General features: G+C 46.0%; 19 protein-coding genes. 14 read left to right on the top strand and 5 right to left on the bottom strand.

What is annotated here, in order from left to right:
- Positions 1-110 precede the first annotated feature (110 nt).
- Positions 111-1,118, top strand: coding sequence for a YeiH family protein (locus RBB45_RS20050; RefSeq protein ID WP_035403395.1), 1,008 nt, complete (start codon positions 111-113; stop codon positions 1,116-1,118).
- A 100-nt stretch (positions 1,119-1,218) separates the two neighbouring features.
- Here RBB45_RS20050 and RBB45_RS20045 read toward each other — a convergent pair whose 3' ends face one another.
- A complete protein-coding gene (locus RBB45_RS20045; protein ID WP_009795585.1) occupies positions 1,219-1,827 on the bottom strand; it encodes a methyltransferase domain-containing protein in 609 nt (202 codons plus the stop codon).
- 123 nt (positions 1,828-1,950) lie between these two features.
- On the opposite strand from RBB45_RS20045, the gene RBB45_RS20040 reads away from it, so the two are divergent.
- The 8 genes from RBB45_RS20040 to RBB45_RS20005 all read left to right on the top strand — a co-directional run bounded on the left by RBB45_RS20040 (position 1,951) and on the right by RBB45_RS20005 (position 9,876).
- Positions 1,951-2,760 carry an MBL fold metallo-hydrolase gene (locus RBB45_RS20040; RefSeq protein WP_253617320.1) on the top strand — a complete coding sequence of 270 codons (810 nt, stop codon included), beginning with the start codon at positions 1,951-1,953 and terminating at the stop codon, positions 2,758-2,760.
- Between the two features lie 18 nt (positions 2,761-2,778).
- Entirely contained in the window at positions 2,779-3,387 is a 609-nt protein-coding gene (gene cdaS / locus RBB45_RS20035; protein WP_009795587.1) for a sporulation-specific diadenylate cyclase CdaS, read from the top strand.
- A gap of 150 nt (positions 3,388-3,537) precedes the next feature.
- Positions 3,538-4,401: a manganese catalase gene (locus tag RBB45_RS20030; RefSeq protein ID WP_009795588.1), complete on the top strand. Its 864-nt coding sequence runs from the start codon at positions 3,538-3,540 to the stop codon at positions 4,399-4,401.
- A 457-nt stretch (positions 4,402-4,858) separates the two neighbouring features.
- Positions 4,859-5,527 (top strand): SOS response-associated peptidase, encoded by a 669-nt coding sequence (locus tag RBB45_RS20025; RefSeq protein ID WP_094768970.1) that lies wholly within the window; start codon positions 4,859-4,861, stop codon positions 5,525-5,527.
- A 42-nt stretch (positions 5,528-5,569) separates the two neighbouring features.
- Positions 5,570-6,034, top strand: coding sequence for an STAS domain-containing protein (locus tag RBB45_RS20020; protein ID WP_094768944.1), 465 nt, complete (start codon positions 5,570-5,572; stop codon positions 6,032-6,034).
- A gap of 20 nt (positions 6,035-6,054) precedes the next feature.
- Complete coding sequence (locus RBB45_RS20015; RefSeq protein ID WP_009795592.1) at positions 6,055-6,393, top strand: nuclear transport factor 2 family protein; 339 nt, start codon at positions 6,055-6,057, stop codon at positions 6,391-6,393.
- Positions 6,394-6,549: 156 nt separating this feature from the next.
- Complete coding sequence (locus RBB45_RS20010; RefSeq protein ID WP_022544053.1) at positions 6,550-8,073, top strand: gluzincin family metallopeptidase; 1,524 nt, start codon at positions 6,550-6,552, stop codon at positions 8,071-8,073.
- 87 nt (positions 8,074-8,160) lie between these two features.
- Positions 8,161-9,876: an ABC transporter ATP-binding protein gene (locus RBB45_RS20005; RefSeq protein WP_009795596.1), complete on the top strand. Its 1,716-nt coding sequence runs from the start codon at positions 8,161-8,163 to the stop codon at positions 9,874-9,876.
- Between the two features lie 59 nt (positions 9,877-9,935).
- Here the strand turns inward: RBB45_RS20005 and RBB45_RS20000 are convergent, their stop codons facing one another.
- Positions 9,936-12,317, bottom strand: a complete 2,382-nt coding sequence (locus RBB45_RS20000; protein ID WP_253617317.1) for a putative bifunctional diguanylate cyclase/phosphodiesterase — start codon at positions 12,315-12,317, stop codon at positions 9,936-9,938.
- A gap of 267 nt (positions 12,318-12,584) precedes the next feature.
- Between RBB45_RS20000 and RBB45_RS19995 the strand changes: the two genes are divergently transcribed.
- From RBB45_RS19995 to RBB45_RS19985, 3 genes are read left to right on the top strand one after another with little or no spacing between them, the layout of a single operon-like run.
- Positions 12,585-13,460 carry a carbon-nitrogen hydrolase family protein gene (locus RBB45_RS19995; RefSeq protein WP_253617315.1) on the top strand — a complete coding sequence of 292 codons (876 nt, stop codon included), beginning with the start codon at positions 12,585-12,587 and terminating at the stop codon, positions 13,458-13,460.
- A 4-nt stretch (positions 13,461-13,464) separates the two neighbouring features.
- Positions 13,465-14,142: a GNAT family N-acetyltransferase gene (locus tag RBB45_RS19990; RefSeq protein WP_224950777.1), complete on the top strand. Its 678-nt coding sequence runs from the start codon at positions 13,465-13,467 to the stop codon at positions 14,140-14,142.
- 20 nt (positions 14,143-14,162) lie between these two features.
- Positions 14,163-14,834, top strand: a complete 672-nt coding sequence (locus RBB45_RS19985; protein WP_224950775.1) for a GNAT family N-acetyltransferase — start codon at positions 14,163-14,165, stop codon at positions 14,832-14,834.
- A 147-nt stretch (positions 14,835-14,981) separates the two neighbouring features.
- Here the strand turns inward: RBB45_RS19985 and RBB45_RS19980 are convergent, their stop codons facing one another.
- Entirely contained in the window at positions 14,982-15,116 is a 135-nt protein-coding gene (locus RBB45_RS19980) for a hypothetical protein (RefSeq protein ID WP_022544052.1), read from the bottom strand.
- A gap of 16 nt (positions 15,117-15,132) precedes the next feature.
- On the bottom strand, positions 15,133-15,294 hold the full coding sequence (locus RBB45_RS19975; protein WP_022544051.1) for a hypothetical protein: 162 nt from the start codon (positions 15,292-15,294) through the stop codon (positions 15,133-15,135).
- Positions 15,295-15,484: 190 nt separating this feature from the next.
- Here RBB45_RS19975 and RBB45_RS19970 point away from each other — a divergent pair, with 190 nt between their 5' ends.
- The gene (locus RBB45_RS19970; RefSeq protein WP_009795602.1) at positions 15,485-15,808 is read left to right on the top strand and encodes a MerR family transcriptional regulator; all 324 of its coding nucleotides are present in this window, start codon (positions 15,485-15,487) and stop codon (positions 15,806-15,808) included.
- A 294-nt stretch (positions 15,809-16,102) separates the two neighbouring features.
- On the opposite strand, the gene RBB45_RS19965 is transcribed toward RBB45_RS19970, so the two are convergent.
- Positions 16,103-16,408 (bottom strand): antibiotic biosynthesis monooxygenase family protein, encoded by a 306-nt coding sequence (locus RBB45_RS19965; protein ID WP_009795603.1) that lies wholly within the window; start codon positions 16,406-16,408, stop codon positions 16,103-16,105.
- Between the two features lie 161 nt (positions 16,409-16,569).
- On the opposite strand from RBB45_RS19965, the gene RBB45_RS19960 reads away from it, so the two are divergent.
- Entirely contained in the window at positions 16,570-17,448 is an 879-nt protein-coding gene (locus tag RBB45_RS19960; protein ID WP_094768940.1) for a MurR/RpiR family transcriptional regulator, read from the top strand.
- Positions 17,449-17,512 lie beyond the last annotated feature (64 nt).

Here is a 17,512-nt window from a genome sequence, read left to right as displayed (position 1 = left end):
CTAAGAGTCCTTTTATGTTAAGATTATTTGTGGATTTTAACAAAATAAGAGAAGAGCAGTTTTATAGAAGCTATAAATTTGCCTTATCATCAGGGAGTAGTGAGAGAAAGATGGAACGGCTACAGCAAGCGGCCGCCAGGCTTCCGCAATGGTTGCCGGGGGTCATTTTGGCTATTGCGATTGCAGCAGCGGCAAAATTTCTGGGCGGCATTTTTCCTTTGGTCGGCGGAATATTATTTGCCATCCTGATAGGGGCTGCCCTTCGCAACACAGCAGGCATAAACCCGGTTTTTGAACAGGGGCTTACACTGACGGTTAAAAGGCTTCTCAAAGCCGCAGTCGTATTGCTCGGGGCCGGGCTGAATATTTTTGATATTTTTGAAATAGGGAGGCAATCCCTGCTCATTATTTTTGTATCTGTTTGCTCAGGCATACTTCTGACACTTTGGTTCGGGCATTTTCTGAAGCTTGGTAAGACCTTATCACTATTGATCGGGGTGGGGGCAAGCATTTGCGGAGCAACGGCCATTTCAGCTGTAAAAGGTCTCCTGGGGGCAAAGGACGATGAAACCGCATACGCCATCTCGACAATCGTTTTTTTCAACCTGATTGCCTTTTTTCTATATCCGATCATCGGTCATGTATTTCATATGAACGAGCAGGCTTTCGGAATATGGGCAGGTACGGCAGTCCATGATACCTCCTCTGCAATTGCAGTCGGATATGTTTATGGAAATGAAGCAGGGGAAGTTGCGACCACGGTCAAGCTGGGAAGGACAATATTCCTTCTGCCGCTGATACTCATCCTCCCTATCCTGATGGGAACGGCAGATAAAAGCAGCCGGGCAGGTTCTTTCAAAAAAGCCTTTCCCTGGTTCATCGTCTGGTTTCTGGCTGTCAGCATGCTCAATTCATTCGGAGCATTTCCAGCTGCAGTCCAAGATCTGCTGAGCAGCATTTCAAAGTTTGTCATTATAATGGTCATGGCGGCTGTCGGCCTGCAGACAGACCTTAAACAGTTTGCCAAACTCGGCGTAATGCCGCTACTTACAGGACTATTTGCATCGGCTGCGGTATCGCTCATCAGCTTTGGGCTGGTCTATTGGCTGATTCTGTGATTCTAAATATAAGAAATGAAAAAATGGAGCCCTTCACTGAAGGAGCTCCATTTTTAAAAGTATGCTTATTCTTGCGATCGAAGTTTGATTTCAGCCGTTTTTATTGCCTGCCTTTTTTGGCGGTCACACATACAGCCAGTACAGGCTGCACATCCTTAAAGGATGCCTGTATTTCTTCGTAGCCTGCAGAGGCCAGATCTGCTTCAATGACTTTTGCCAGATTTTTTGTAATAAGGGTGTCAGCATCTTTCTCGCGCGGCTGTACAGTTATGGCAATTTCTCCGCCGGCCTCCGTAATTTCATAAAGCATGCCCAGGGTTTCCCTTGGTTTAGTCCAAAGGGGATAATTGTTTATTGAAACAATTTTATGATAGGTGTCCAGGTCTGATGCAATGCTGTGTATATCTCCTGTAAACAGCCTGACCCTTCCTTCATCTATCCATTCATTATTCCTCTTTTCCGCAGATGCTGCCATGTCTGGTGAGAGATCAACTCCATCGATATAGACACAGCGGAATCGGTTCATAATATATTTTATGCAATAACCGGGACCGTATCCGACTTCAAGGATGCGGTCCTTGTTCTTAATATTAAGCTTCTTGGCCGTCCAGCTGTTGATGGTCCGATTTTCGCTGTACATAATTTTGCCTGCCAGCTTGCCGAGCATTCCCTTAGGGTTTTCAAATTGTCTTGCAAGTATATTGAACATGGGGTTCACCTCTAGAAAGAATATTTATATATAAACCACATCCGGCTGCCTGTTAAACCTTTCTATCGAAAAAAAACAAAAAAACGGGGATAGTAAGAATAATTCTTCAGTAGGAGGCACGAAATGGAACAGCAAAAAACATATGTCGAGAAACACAGGATTGCAGAAAATGTATACGTTTATAGAACGGCAATTGCGAATATCGTTTTTTTAACTGGGCTGGGCCCTAAAGGGAGAGATTGGATTCTTGTCGATGCAGGCGTGCCTTTATCCGGCGGTTTCATCATCAGGTTTGCAGAGAAGATGTTCGGGAGGGAATCCAGGCCTCTTGCCGTCCTGATGACACACGCTCATTTTGATCATATAGGCGGGTTGAGGGCAATACTTTCTAAATGGGATGTTCCCGTCTATGCACACAGAGCTGAGCTTCCGTATCTGACAGGAAAAGAAACCTATCCGCCGGCAGACCCTGCTGTCGGGAGAGGATTAATGGCCCTGATATCGCCTTTATATCCCAGAAGGCCGATCGATATCGGGGAGAGCGCTAAGGAACTCCCTGAGGATGCTTCCTTGCCCGGTCTCCCGGGATGGAGGTGGATACATACTCCGGGCCATACTCCCGGGCATGTATCTTTTTTCCGGGATGACGACGGTGTTCTGCTTGCAGGCGATGCCTTTATTACTGTTAAGCAGGAGTCACTGATGGCTGTAATGAGCCAGGCTAAGGAGATACATGGGCCGCCGGCATATTTTACACCTGATTGGGACACCGCAGGACAATCGATCCGCAAGCTGGCTGCTCTTAATCCGAAAGCGGCATTAACGGGGCACGGTCAGCCATTTTATGGAAAAGAACTCACGGAAGGGCTGGAAAAGCTTACAAAAGGTCATGAAACGTTTGTGGTGCCCAAGCAGGGGAAATATGTTCATTAACACACAACTGTTAAAAGGATGGATAGCGTGAAATATAGCGAAAAGCATTATAGAAGTGACCTTGCCCGCTATTTCCGCGATATAGAAGGACAGCTGGGGACGGTCGAGACTACGATGAAAGAGCTGGACTGCTGTATACTGACAGAGTTCGAAAAGCTGCAAAAGCTCGTAGCAGATGCCCAGAACCTGGCTTCAACCTATTATCTCCAGACCTTCCTCTCTCCGTTCAGCAAAGAGTATGCCGGCATTTCGCTTGCTGCCCAAAGGCTGTCAGAGAAAAGGCATGGAGCCCTTATTGTCGTGCAGCGGGAAGAATCGCTTGCAGCATTCCTCCATAATGGCGTCCCGGTTACGGCCAATGTCAGCCCGATTTTGATTGAAACGATCTTCTATCCGGGCAACCCGCTTCATGACGGCGCCATGCTGATTGAAAAGGATAAGATCATTTCAGCAGGCAATATCCTTCCTGTGGCGGATACGGAGCTTCAAGGCAAGAAGGTCGGAACGAGGCACCGTGCTGCCATGGGGCTGTCTGCACAGACAGACGCTTTGGTCATTGTTGTTTCTGAGGAAACCGGCCGGATTTCCTTCTCGGTGAAAGGAAAATTATACAGTATAAAAAACTGATTCCAATAGGGGTCAGTTTTTTTCAGCCCAATTTGATGGGTAATTACCATTGTACGTGCAATATTGGCTGATTATTCCATAAATATATAAGGGCTGATATCACGGAATGTACAATTCCAGATATATAGAGGGAATTTGAGGAGGGTATTTATGTTTTATCATATTAAAGAGCTTCAGTATCAGGCAAAGCCGGATCGGCCGGATCCCCTATTTGCTAAAAAGCTTCAGGAAGTATTGGGGGGGCAATTCGGTGAAATTTCTGTAGCACTTCAATATCTCTTTCAAGGCTGGAGTGTGAGAGGAAATGGAAAATATAAAGACTTGCTAATGGATACGGGCACAGAAGAACTAGCCCATATTGAAATGCTCGCAACGATGATTGCCCGTTTGCTTGATGGTGCTCCTGTTGGTGATCTGGAAGATGCAGCCAAGGATCCAATCATGGCGGCCATCCTTGGCGGAATGAATCCTCAGCATGCCATCGTCTCAGGCTTGGGGGCAATGCCGGCAGACAGTGTAGGCAACAGGTGGACAGCAGATTATATCATAGCGAGCGGAAATCTTCTCGCCGATTTCAGGGCCAACCTGAATGCGGAGTCGCAGGGACGTCTTCAGGCTGTAAGGCTGTATGAGACTACAAACGACAGAGGCGTAAAGGATATGCTGTCATTCCTGATTGCCAGGGATACGATGCACCAGAACCAATGGATAGCAGCTATTAAGGAATTAGAAGCTGCTGAAGGCGGAATCGTAGTTCCTGTTTCTTTCCCGAAAGAATTGGAAAAGCGCCAGGTCAGCTATACGCTGTTTAATTTCTCCCAAGGAAATCAGAGCGCTGAAGGCCGCTGGGCGCAGGGTGTCAGCATGGATTGCCAGGGAACCTTTAATTATGTGGAAAACCCGCAGCCGTTTGGCAAGGCGCCGAAGCTGAAGCCGGCACCTCCATATATACACGACACACCGCCGGCTGCGCTTAAAGCGAATCCAGCAAATATTCCACCAAGCATGTGCTGAAGGACACCGGAGAACCTTCGAATGCGATTAAAATAAGGCCCAATGCCTCAATATAAATAATTGTCCTTCTTAGTAAAGCAAGCTGCTTTACAAAGAAGGGCTTACATAACACTGGTATGATAGAAAGACTCTTTGCCGATCCGATTGCTGCTGCCAAATCTCCAAGAGGCCTGGAAGGGCTATTTTTGAATATTTGGCAGCTTTATAAACAAAATATTAGGACTAACTGCCTTATATCTGGTTAAATAGATATTAGGTACACATTAAAAATGTGCATATAAACCAGACAACCTGTCTATACGGACAAAGCATACGAGCATATGATACAGTAACCACTAACCACTAGTACCCATTAACACCTTCCTTTTCAGCGGGGGATCTTCCTCCGCTGCTTTTGCTTGCCCTTGAGCAGTTTCCTGGGCAGAAGGAAATCCAGACAGAAAGCGGGATGATCTTTTTGTGCGGCAGGTTTACTTTAACAGAAGGAATACATGAGCTTCAGTCACAATTCAATTTTTCCTTCGAAGGGGAAATATCACCAAGATACAATATTGCTCCAAGCCAAAATATCCTGGCAGTAGCTGCTGGAAAAGGCGGAAGGAAAGCTGCTGAATTGCGATGGGGGCTTATACCATTCTGGGCGAAAGATCCGAAAATCGGCTATAAAATGATCAATGCCCGTTCAGAAGGGATTGAAAGCAAACCAAGCTTCAGGGATGCATTCAAACAAAGGCGCTGCCTGATTCTGGCTGATGGATTTTACGAATGGAAGAAAACGGCGGATGGGAAGCAGCCTTACCGTTTCATTTTGAAGGAGGGCAAGCCTTTTGCCTTTGCCGGGCTGTGGGAAAGATGGGAAGGGCCGGATGCACCTGTTTTCTCCTGCACGATCATTACAACCGAACCAAACAGCGTAACAGAAGAAGTTCATGACCGGATGCCTGTCATCCTGAAAAGCAGTGATTATGATACATGGCTGAATCCCAGAGAAAAAGACCTTGGGAAACTCAAAGAGCTTCTTGTACCTTATCCTGCGGAGGAAATGGAATCTTATCCGGTATCAACGCTTGTGAATTCACCCAAGAATGAGCTGGCTGAGCTGATATCGCCGCTCAACAGCCAATAAAAGTGCAACTTTAAATAAATTGAGGATTGGTGAAGAGTAACAATGACGAAAGAATACATAAGAATGCTTGAAGAAAAGGTAAAGGAATATGAAGAAGTAATATCGCTGATGTCTGCACCGATCATTCCATCCATTATTCCCAGTACAATCCTTGTTCCGATAACAGGTTTGCTGGTTGCTGAAAGGTTTGAGAAAATCCGGGGGAAGATCATGCAGTATATCCAGAAAAATGAAGTGGAAACGGCTATTATCGATTTTACGGATATTACAATCGACCGGATCGAGCAGATGAGCCTGTCAGAGCTGGGCATTGAAATCGATCAGCTGACAAAGTCGGTGCGCCTCATGGGGGTTGAACCTTACTTTGTCGGACTTTCCCCGGTTCTTATCCGTGAGGTTGTTCTGACTGGCATCAATCTTCAGGCAGAAACTTTTTCTGATTTCCAGGCAGCTCTGAAATATCTGATGAAAAAAAAGGGACTTTCCTTCTCAGCATCTGATAACTGATAGAAAATGGGGGAGTAAGGATGGCTATAGTGGAGCAATTAGCAGAAAGGCAGCTTGAAGCCTATAATCGCCAGAATCTTGAAGAATTCCTTGAAGTGTATAGTGAAGATGTTGAAATCCGCAGCTTTCCTTCACAGGAACTGCTTTATGCAGGAAAAGAGGAAATGCGCAAAGTGTATAAGAGATTGTTTGAAAGCAATCCCCGCCAGAAGGCAGTCCTTTTATCCAGAATAATAAAAGGCAGCATCTGCATCGACCATGAGAGTGTGAAGGGAAGGGCAAGCGGAGAAGAAACAGAAGCAGTTGCCATGTACGAGGCGGAAGCTGGCAGGATCAAAAAGGTATGGTTTGTTTTATGATCACCTTGTAAAGCGGCGTGGAACCACGCCGCTTTTCCTGTGAAAGGCACAATAAAAGCTCCAAGCTGCAAAAATCCTTCTTGCTGGCAGAATATTCTTTTTATATAATAGATTCAATGTATTTCGATTATAGAAATAAAAAATGGGGGAATCAGCTTGGGACAGCATATGGAAGAGATTGAAGGAATATACAGTGAAGTGCATGATGCACAGACGCAGTACGGGCGTCTCCTTTGGACACAATATACAGCCGGATACGATTTCGGCCTAAAAGACCAGTACCAGAAAATAACCAGCCTTCTGAAGAATGAGAAAAGCTATGAATTGGTGAGGGAAGCACTGGAAACAGAGCAGGACCCACTGAACAAAAGAAAACTGCAGCTGGTTGACAATCTATTCAAACCTTACCATTTGTCACAGTCGCTGAATGAACTGGATGAGGAAATCCAGGGGAAAGTCAGTGACCTGTCCAAGTTGTTGAACCAGTTTCGATACACCTTTCAGGGCAAGGAGGTTTCCTCTGTTGAACTTGGCCAGGTAATGAGCCGGGATGAGGATAAGAACAGGAGAAGGGAGGCTTTCTTTGCCAAAAATCAGATCAACCAGCCCATGATTGATGCAGGATTCCTCGATCTTATCAGCCTGAGGAAAACGTATGCCAAAGAATATGGATCAGCCAATTACATAGCGCATCAGCTTGAGATGAATGAATTGGACGAAGACATCTTCAGCAATTGGCTCCCTGAGCTCCATCAGTCCCTGCCTGCCATGGAGAAGGCGAGGGCCGGATTTGCAGAGCAGTTCCTCCATGAAGACAGGATCCTGCCCTGGGATGAGCAGTATATCGATGCAAAGATTGCCCCTCTGCTGAATCAGGAAGTGGATATGTCCGATTATTTCGGGAATATCAATAAATTATTTTCTCTATTCGGGTTTGATATTAGCAGCTATAATATTACGTATGACATTTTTCCGAGAAAAAACAAATCGGAATGGGGCTATAACTTCCCGATTGAAACGGCAAAGGATTCACGGATACTGGCTAATGTGAAAAATAAATTTCATGAGTATGGTGTGCTTCTCCATGAAACAGGCCATGCCGTCCATTCCTTTCTGCTGGATCCGGAGGAATTGATATTGAATACAGGCGTGAGCGGGATCATCAGTGAAGGGATTGCCAACTTATTTCAGGGATTTCTTTACAGCCCGCAGTTTTCCGGGAGCTTTTTCAGCGGGTCTGATGGCGCGGCAGAGCAATTTTCCAGGCTGAAGGAATACCGGAAGACAAACTCGCTGCGAGCCATCAGCCGGATCTTTTTTGATCACAGCTTTTATCTCAATGAAGCCTCTTCACTGGATGACGTGTATCAGCTTTACTGGAAGAACCACAGGGAAGTGCTGCAGGAGGAGCCGTTTGGTGATGAGCCGCCATGGGCTTTCACGATTCATTATACTACCCATCCGATTTATCTTCACAATTATTTCATGGGCGATGTGACTTGTGAAATGCTTAAGGGGGTTTTTGAAAAGAAGCATGGAAATGGCCTGCTCGCAGACCCTGAAGCTTTCGGCAGCTTCCTTCTGAATGAAGTCATCAGGCCCTCAGGCAGTCTGAAGTTCGGGGAACTGTTCAAAAGGATAAGCGGGGAAGAATTTTCTTTGAAATTCATGAGATCATAATAGATTGCGCAATGCTGCGGCGCTGGCAGATCCTGCTCCGCAGCATGCTGTATTTGAAGATGCACCACGAAAAGGAGAAAAAGAAAGATGCTAAAACGCTTTTTTTCATATTATATACCTCATAAAAAACTATTTACGCTCGATTTCAGTTCGGCCGTCATAGTCGCCCTTCTGGAGCTTGCCTTCCCCCTTGCTGTACAATGGTTTATCGATAAGCTCCTGCCAAGCGGCAACTGGTCGATGATAGTTTCAGTCAGTGCAGGTCTGCTGGCTTTATATATAGCGAGCACTTTCCTGCAGTATATCGTCAATTACTGGGGCCATAAGCTGGGCATCAACATTGAAACAGATATGCGCCATCAGCTGTTCACACATGTCCAAAGGCAGTCTTTCCGATTTTTTGACAACACCAAAACAGGGCATATTATGAGCCGGATAACGAATGACCTTTTCGATATCGGCGAGCTTGCCCATCATGGGCCGGAGGATCTGTTCATTGCCATCATGACCTTTGTCGGGGCCTTCTGGATCATGCTGACCATCAATGTGAAGCTTGCTCTCGTAACGATCCTGATCGTGCCATTCCTCGTATGGCTGATCACTTTCTGCAATATCAGGATGAACAAAGCCTGGAAGCAGATGTACAGCGACATAGCTGATGTCAATGCCAGGGTAGAGGACAGTGTCTCCGGAGTCCGCGTTGTCCAGTCATTCACCAACGAAGACTTTGAAATCTCCCGCTTCTCTGTCAATAACCGGAAATTCCGTAAAGCAAAGCTTGCCGCATATAAAATCATGTCCTACAGCTCATCAGGCATTTATATGATGACAAGGATGATGGTGCTTATCGTCCTTGTTCTCGGGGCATGGCTTAGCTACCAAAACCAGCTGTCCTATGGCGAGCTCGTCGGATTTGTTCTGTATGTGAATGTCCTTTTCAAGCCGATTGATAAAATCAGTGCCCTGATGGAGCTTTATCCGAAAGGGATGGCAGGATTCAAGCGGTTCATGGAACTCCTGGATACAGAACCGGAAATAAAGGATGCTCCCGACGCTATTGAAGTGGCTTCCCTTAAGGGGAATATCGCTTTGGACAATGTTTCGTTCAGCTATGATGACAGCAAACAGGTGCTGAAAGACATCGACCTTACCATTAGGGCAGGGGAAACGGTGGCTTTTGTCGGGCCTTCAGGGGCGGGGAAAACAACCATTTGCTCGCTGATCCCGAGATTTTATGATGTGAATGGAGGAAGCATCACCATTGACGGCATGGATATCCGGGATATGACCCAATCATCCTTGCGGAAGCAGATCGGGATCGTCCAGCAGGATGTATTTCTCTTCACCGGAACTTTAAAGGAGAATATCGCTTATGGCATGCTGGATGCATCTGAGGAGCAGATCCGGTCAGCCGCCAAGCGTGCCCATCTGGAAGGATTTATCCATTCCCTGCCTGACGGGTATGAAACTCAGATCGGCGAACGGGGACTCAAATTATCCGGCGGGCAAAAGCAAAGGATTGCGATAGCAAGGATGTTCCTGAAGAATCCGCCAATCCTGATTTTGGACGAAGCCACATCGGCCCTTGATACTGAAACGGAAATGATCATTCAGAAGGCCCTTTCAGAGCTTGCACAAAATCGGACGACGCTCGTAATCGCACACCGTTTGGCAACCATCCGCAATGCAGACCGGATCGTTGTTGTGACAGAAGACGGGATTGCGGAGCAGGGAGGGCATGATGAACTGCTCGCGAAAGGCGGCATTTTCGCCGGCCTTCATCAGGTTCAGTACCAGCAGTAATCAGATCTTCATAAAAAAGAAGCAGCCAAGCGCATAGCCGGCTGCTTCTTTTTCGTTTTCTATATTATCCGCGCTTTCTTTCCTCCAAACTCTCTTTCGATTTCTGCGGCAGGCTTCGGCGGGCTGAAATAATAGCCCTGGATTTCATGGCAATCCATCCTGGACAGCATATCGGCCTGCTCTTTCGTTTCTACACCCTCAGCAATAAGATGCAGCTTTAAAAAGGAAGACATGGAAATGATGGCAGACACCATCGAATGCCCGTTTCCATTATCGCCAAGCCTGTCTATGAAAGACTTATCGATTTTAATGGTATCGATGGGAAGTTTATCAATATAGCTTAAAGAGCTGTAGCCGGTCCCAAAATCATCGAGGCTGATTTTCATTCCGTATTTTTTCAGGAACTGAAGCTTTTCTATTGTTTCCTTCTCGTTGAACATGGCAAGACTCTCAGTGATCTCGATTTCGAGAAGGGAAGGGTCGATGCCTGCCTGTTCAGTGCAGCGGGTAATGCTTTTAACCAATCCGGGATTCGAAAAAGATTTTTGTGATAGATTAATTGAAACCGGGAGCCCCATGAGTTCTGTGCTGTGCCATCGCTTCAGCTGAAAGCATGCTTCTCTCAGCACCCAAAGCTCAAGCGCGGCAATCAGTCCTGACTGTTCGGCAACCGGTATGAAAACACCCGGAGGGAGAATGCCCTTTTGTGGATGCTTCCACCTTACAAGCGCTTCAAACCCGGTTAGGCATTCTTTTAAAACATTATATTTCGGCTGGTAGTAAAGCATCAGCTCGTCACTTTCAATGGCTTTTTTCAGTTCATTCTCAATAACGATCTTTTCCAGGCTGTGCTGGTTCTGTTTTCTTTCATAGAGCGCAAAAAAAGCATGATCATTTTTGCTTACCGTCCTCTTGGCGTTTTCGGCATTCCGCAGCAATTCGGACGCTTCTTTGCCATGATCCGGAAAAATGGCAGCGCCAATCGAACACTCAAGGAAGATTTCATGATCATCCACCGTGAAGGGTTCGGCAAAGGCTCTTTCAATTAGCCCTGCTGCTTTCTCGAGGTCCAGATTTTCCCTGATCAGGAGAGCGAACTCATCGCCATTCAGCCTGCCGAACAGGGCGCTCTCGCCAAAGGCATTCTTCAGCCTTGAAGATGCCTCTCTTAGGAGCCCGTCGCCCTCCTTTATCCCAAAAACCTCCCTGATACTCCTGATGCGGCCGATTTCAATGCTGAGGATTGAGACAGGACTCCCTTCTGCAATGACCTTGTCTGCTTCATAAATGAACTTTCTGGAATTATAGTGGTCCGTCAATTCATCATGATTGACAAGATACCGGATCCTTTCCTGGCTTTGAATGATTTCCGTTATATCCTTAGCAATTCCATATACGCCAATGACTTCTTTTTGCAGAACGATAGGAACAGCAATAATCCTTACAATAGCGGAGATTCCATCTTTCCGCTGCATAGTGACCTCAAACTCAGAAGGAATTCCCTCCTTCGCTTGCAAAAAGTAATCCAGCGTCCTGGAGATATCCTTTTCAAAGATCAATGGAATGAAAGTCATTTGAAGCAGCTCCGCTTCTGTATAGCCGGTCAGTTTTTCCGCCATTTTATTAACCGAAATAAAGCGGCCCTCCAGATTGATGGAGAATACTGAATCGGGATTGGAATCAAACAGCGAGCTGAAATGCTGCTCGCTTTTCTCAAGCCTCGTTTCGTTGACGGTGTTCCTGTATTCGCCGAACAGGTCCGGTACTATGGCGAGCGTAGTCATTGCCAGGATCTCCACTGCATATGGGAATAAGAACAGCTCATTAAAATAACCGCTCTGGATGCCAACAGCCGAAATAGCAGTCAGATACGGGATGCCGGACAGTGCCAGGCCAGCTGCCAGGCTTCCGATCAGCTCCCACCGCCTGCTACTGCTGTTTTCAGGCTCCTTGCTCAGCTGCAGGAGGAAGCGGAGGGATGAAAAGGATATCCCTAGAGTGATTAGGCCGGTCATTAAAACGAGCGGCAGATTCAAATGTAAATCATGGTGAAACAGAATAAAAACGGCAGAATAATCAGCGAGCAGTATGATACTGGTAATCATAAAGCCGGCAAGCAGATACAAACCCGTTCCCAGCTGTTTCTTGATGCCCATCTTAATGGCCAGGAAACTGCCTCCGATACAGCTGAAAAGGAAATATAGAAAATAAAAAAAGAAATCGACTGCATCGACTTTGGCATTCAAAGCAAGAACAACAAACAAGTTTGTCAGGAAAAAGGTAATGCCAATGATTGAGGCATCTCTCAGAAGATGATCTGATGTATTGCCCTTCGAATGCGAGGATTTCCTGACTGAGCGGAGTAAAAGAGAACAATTAATGATGGAAAAAATAATTCCGAGCAGAGCATAAAAATATTGCAGGTTATTAAGCGAGACCAAGATGCCCCTCCTCCAGATATAGTTACTACATTTAGGTATATTTTATTATATCAGGTAAAAGAGCGCCGGGACGATTGGCACAGGACTTTTATTGAAAATAATAGAGATGTATTCTGCAGAGCCTTCAACAGGTGGAGAAGAAGGATAGTTACAGAGAAGTAACCAACTTACTTCAAAGTGAGTACTTGTTAAAAATCAAAAAATATTCCATAATCAAAAAGATAGTGCAGCGTGCACTAGCCCATCAATTTTTAGGGGGTTTTTTTTATGAAATTAAGAGTTTCTGCAATTCAATACCACCTGCATACTATTCGTTCATTCCAGGACTTTGCTGACCAGTGTGAACATTATATAAAAACAGCACAGGAATATGGATCAGAGTTCGTCCTGTTTCCAGAGTTTTTCACAACGCAGCTTCTGTCAATCGGGAGTGAGCAGGGAACAAGGCTGACCATCAATGAACTCCCAGGGTTTACGGATCAATACAGGGAGCTGTTTTCCCGTTTCGCAATTGAAACAGGGATGCATATCATCGGAGGCACCCATGTTGTCAGCCGAAATGGAAAATTATACAATGTGGCCCACCTGTTCTATCCGGACGGCAGGATAGGGGAGCAGGCAAAGCTCCATATTACACCGACAGAGGTACATGAATGGAATATGTCCCAGGGAGACGGCCTCAGTGTCTTTGATACAGATAAGGGGCGCATTGCGGTCCTCACTTGCTATGATATTGAGTTTCCTGAAATCGTCAGGATGGCGAAAGCGAAAGGGGCGGATGTGATTTTCTGTCCTTCCTGCACAGATGACCGCCATGGCTTCCACCGTGTCCGCTATACCAGCCATGCAAGGGCGATTGAAAACCAGGTATATGTAGTTGTGACTGGCACTGTCGGATCTCTTCCTACAGTTGACTTCATGCGCGCCAACTTCGGGCAGGCCGCAGTGCTGACGCCTAATGATATTCCGTTTCCGCCTAAGGGTATCATGGCTGAAGGCGAGCTTAATAATGACATGATCGTAACTGCTGACCTTGATTTGAGCCTGCTTTACGAAGTGAGGGAAAGAGGTTCAGTGACAACCTGGCGCGACAGGCGCAGTGACCTGTATACAGACTGGGAAAATACCGGGATAGAAGGCTGAGAGTATGGGATACGAAAGCCGTTTCTATGTTCGAGATGGTGAAAAGATGCTGCAGGCGGCAGTCAGGAACTATCAAAGAAAAGATTTTCCTGAGCTGATCAGCATCCAGGCGGAATGCTTTCCGCCTCCTTTTCCAGAAGAACTGTGGTGGAACAGGGAACAGCTGGAAAACCATGTTTCTCTCTTTCCGGAAGGTGCGCTCTGCATAGAGGTTGATGGCGAGCTTGCCGGCTCAATGACAGGGCTTCTCGTGCAGTTCGACCCTTCTTCACCTTCCCACACATGGGAAGAAGTGACAGACGGAGGGTATATCCGCAATCATAACCCGAATGGAAATACTTTATATATCGTGGATATCAGCATCCGGCCAAAATACCGTAAGCTCGGCCTGGGCAAGATTCTGATGCAGGCTATGTATCATACGGTCATTGGCCTTGGGCTGGAGCGGCTGCTTGGGGGAGGGCGCATGCCGGGCTATATTAAGCATGCAGCGCTCATGAGCCCTGAAGAATATGTCCGGAAGGTTACAGCAGGAGAACTGAAGGACCCGGTCCTTTCATTTCTCCTGGGATGCGGGCGGGTCCCGATTGCTCTGGTGTCCGGTTACCTGGAGGACGGGGAGTCCTTGAATTATGCCTGCCTGATGGAATGGAGAAATCCTTTTTTACAGGAGAATAAATAACTATTTTTGGAGTGTGTCAGATGGAGTATATCCGCATTACAAGTATTGAAGATCCATTATTTGTCAAGATGCATAATTTAATGAAGGACGTTTTCCCTCCGGAAGAGGTGCTGGAATATGAATTGTGGAAAGAACCGCTCGAGGATCCCGGCATCAGGGTGTTTATTGCCCTTGAAGACGGCGAAGCCGTAGGCGCAACAGAATACCGCTATTATCCTGACTGGAATATCGCCATGACCGATTTTACCATCATCGGCAAGCCGGGCCTGAGCATCGGGCGCTTTCTTGCAGTTAACAGGCAGAAAGACCTTGAAGGGCTTGCAAGGGAAAATGGCAAAGAGCTTTTTGGGATGTTTGCAGAAATTTATGACCCTTATCAGGCCGGCAGCCATGAGTTTGGCGGAGTGAAGGCGATGAATCCGTTTGTCCGCCGGGAAGTGCTCTCACATCTGGGCTACAGACGTCTGAGTTTTGAATATGTACACCCATCATGGAAGAATGACGGTGAAGCGGTGAAAGGTCTTGATCTATGCTTCATGCCGGCAAATGAAGAAACGCAGGGAATACCTGCAGCCCTTGCTGCAGATTTTCTTGAAACTTATTACAGCGTCCTTTCCAACAAGCCTGCCGAATGGCTCGCAATGGTTGAAGGATTGAAGAATAAAGAAACAATCGAACTGCTGCCATTGTAAAAGCAGCACTAAAAAATAGAGAAAGCCCGCGGCAGCGGGCTTTTTTTTCAATTGCGGGTGACAGGCACCAATACCACTCCTATACCACTTCCAAGAAGATTTCTGCACTTACCTTAACATCCATTTTCAATCAGATATTAGGTTTCCTCAGCTGTTCTGAGCCATTCGGAGCAATTCATGGGCACGTTCACCTGCAAGTTCGGCGAGCACTTCCCAGATCTCATCACGGAGCAGATCCAGTTCTATGATTTTCTTCGCAAGTTCGGCTGCTTCTCTTTCCATCCATTTCCCCTCCGGTTCAACTTTTGTCCAGACCCTTTTCTCTTTGCAGTTTCTTATATTCTCCCTCAAGTTCTGTCAGCGTCAATGATTTTACATAAGAATCGAGCAAACCGCCTTTAACGAGCAACTGAATGAAATACTTCTTCTTTTTCTCAACTGCCTCGCGAAGAAATGGCACCGGCCCTCATCCTTTCTTTCGTTTTTTATAGTGTAGAAAAAAACATGAGAAATTTCATTTGCTTTGTAAGAAAATCTTCCTGTTTTTTCATAAAAGGGTTAATTAATGTCAGATTTTCTTACATAACTCTGTGAAAATCTGTTTCTGCATATATATAATGGAACAAAGATAAAGCCATCGGGGTGAGTGTATGAAAGAAGAACCTTCGTACAAGAACAGAAAAGTCATTTCCATTGGGGTGGTAAGCGAGCTGACAGGATTGAGTGAAAGGCAGATTAGATATTATGAAGAAAGAAGCCTCATTTTTCCCGAAAGAACTGAAAAGGGGAGCAGGAAATATTCCTTCTCAGATGTTGAACAGCTCATTGATATTGCCAACAAAAGAGAAGAAGGGGTCAGAACAGACGAAATCAGGAGCGATTATCTGAAAAAAAATAATACCAAAGATGAGAAACTCCGCGAGCAGATGCTAAAAGGGCAGATTAATGCCCGCTTTGGGATCCGGAGGAAATAATAGTTATTCACTGAATTTTATAAATTTTTCCGCCTTTGAAAGATATACTGGCCTAAGAGAATACAACATGATTTCATCCAAATGGCGTCCCATCCACACATCCTGCCTATGCTTCAAAGTGTTACCGTGAGAAAGACCATTGGGCTTGTGAAAAATAATGATTAGAGTTCTCCTCTATGGAGGGCTTTTTTGATCCTGTATCAATTAAAGGGCCAAATATGCCATGCAAAAAGGACCCCCGCTCAAAACTGGAGCGGGGGTCCCGGGCATTTAGTAGTTTGATAAAATGATATGCTAGTCTCCAACAACCTCGAATTGAGTTACCTTTGGAATGACAGAGGCGAGCTCCTGGTCTGGGTATTTCTTTTCAAGATCATGGATTTCCTTGAATTGGGCGCTTTTTACCCAATTTAAATAGCTTTCCTTCGTATCCCATTCCATATGGACGGTAATGTCCCCTGGTCGTTTGCTGTTCTGGAGCAGAAGGAATTTTTTGAAGCCTTCGGACTGATCTACTTTCCGTGAGCGGTTATGGTAGATTTCTATTACCTCTGCAGCCTTTTCAGCCGGCACGGTAAAGGTAGAATGGACAATATACATATTAAGCACTCCAACACTTTTTTTGTCTATCATAACATGGAGGAGTCCTGCTTACAATGAAGCAGCAAAGCATCTTTCACCTTCTGCACTGCTCAAAAATGATAGAACAGGGAAAAGGCGTTATAATATAAATAATAAATATATCGCAAGTGAGGTATTCCATGTCTTTTATTAATGGCGGGCTTGTCATGCTTTCCGAAATGCTGGGAAAGCTGCCTCCTTCAGAGAAAAAAATAGCATCCTTCATCCTGGAAAATCCAAAGGAAGCGATCGCATTGACAGCCAGTGAACTGGGCAAGCGGAGCTCCACAAGCAGTGCGGCCGTAATCAGGCTCTGCAAATCACTTGGGCTGAAAGGCTACCAGGAATTGAAGCTTAGGATTGCCGGTGATCTGCAAAAAACTGACCACCCCGGATTCCGTGATATTGAACCGAATGAATCACAGCATTCCATCATTGAGAAAATGTCGAGCAACAGCATCCAGACAATCAGGGAAACTGCCGATCTGCTGAGCACAGAAGAGCTTTCCAAAGCTGTCGAAGCCATCCAGAAGGCGGAAACAGTGCATTTCTTTGGGGTAGGCGCCTCCAGCATCATCGCCCAGGACGCCCAGCAGAAATTCCTCCGCATCAATAAGCATGCTACAGCCTTTGCTGATATCCATATGACTGCTACACTGGTCGCGAATGTTAAGCCGGATGATGTGGTTTTCGGGATATCTTTTTCAGGCAAGACATTTGAGGTCGCCAAGATACTTGAGCTTGCCAATAAGCGGGGCGCTGTAACAATCTCTCTTACAAAGTACGGAAGCTCCCTCGTTTCAGATCAAGCGGATATCAGGCTGTTCACATCTTCCACAAAAGAGCCAACATTCAGGAGCGGTGCAACTTCCTCGAGGATCGCACAGCTTCATGTTATTGATATTCTTTTCATGTGCGCCGCTTCCAGACAGTATGATGAAAGCGTTGCCTATCTTGATGAAACGAGGAGTGCCATTGATTTTCTGCGCGAGAATGTTAAGTCGAAGCATTTGAAGTAGTTTGGACCGGGTGATCTGCCCGGTCCTTTTACTTTGGAGAAAAGTGCAATCTTTTGCCGCTTCC

This window comes from Bacillus sp. MMSF_3328 (genome assembly GCF_030733525.1).
Classification (GTDB): domain Bacteria; phylum Bacillota; class Bacilli; order Bacillales; family Cytobacillaceae; genus Bacillus_AB; species Bacillus_AB infantis.
Note: the sequence above shows the minus strand (reverse complement) of the source record. Positions and strands in the feature narration are given on the sequence as shown.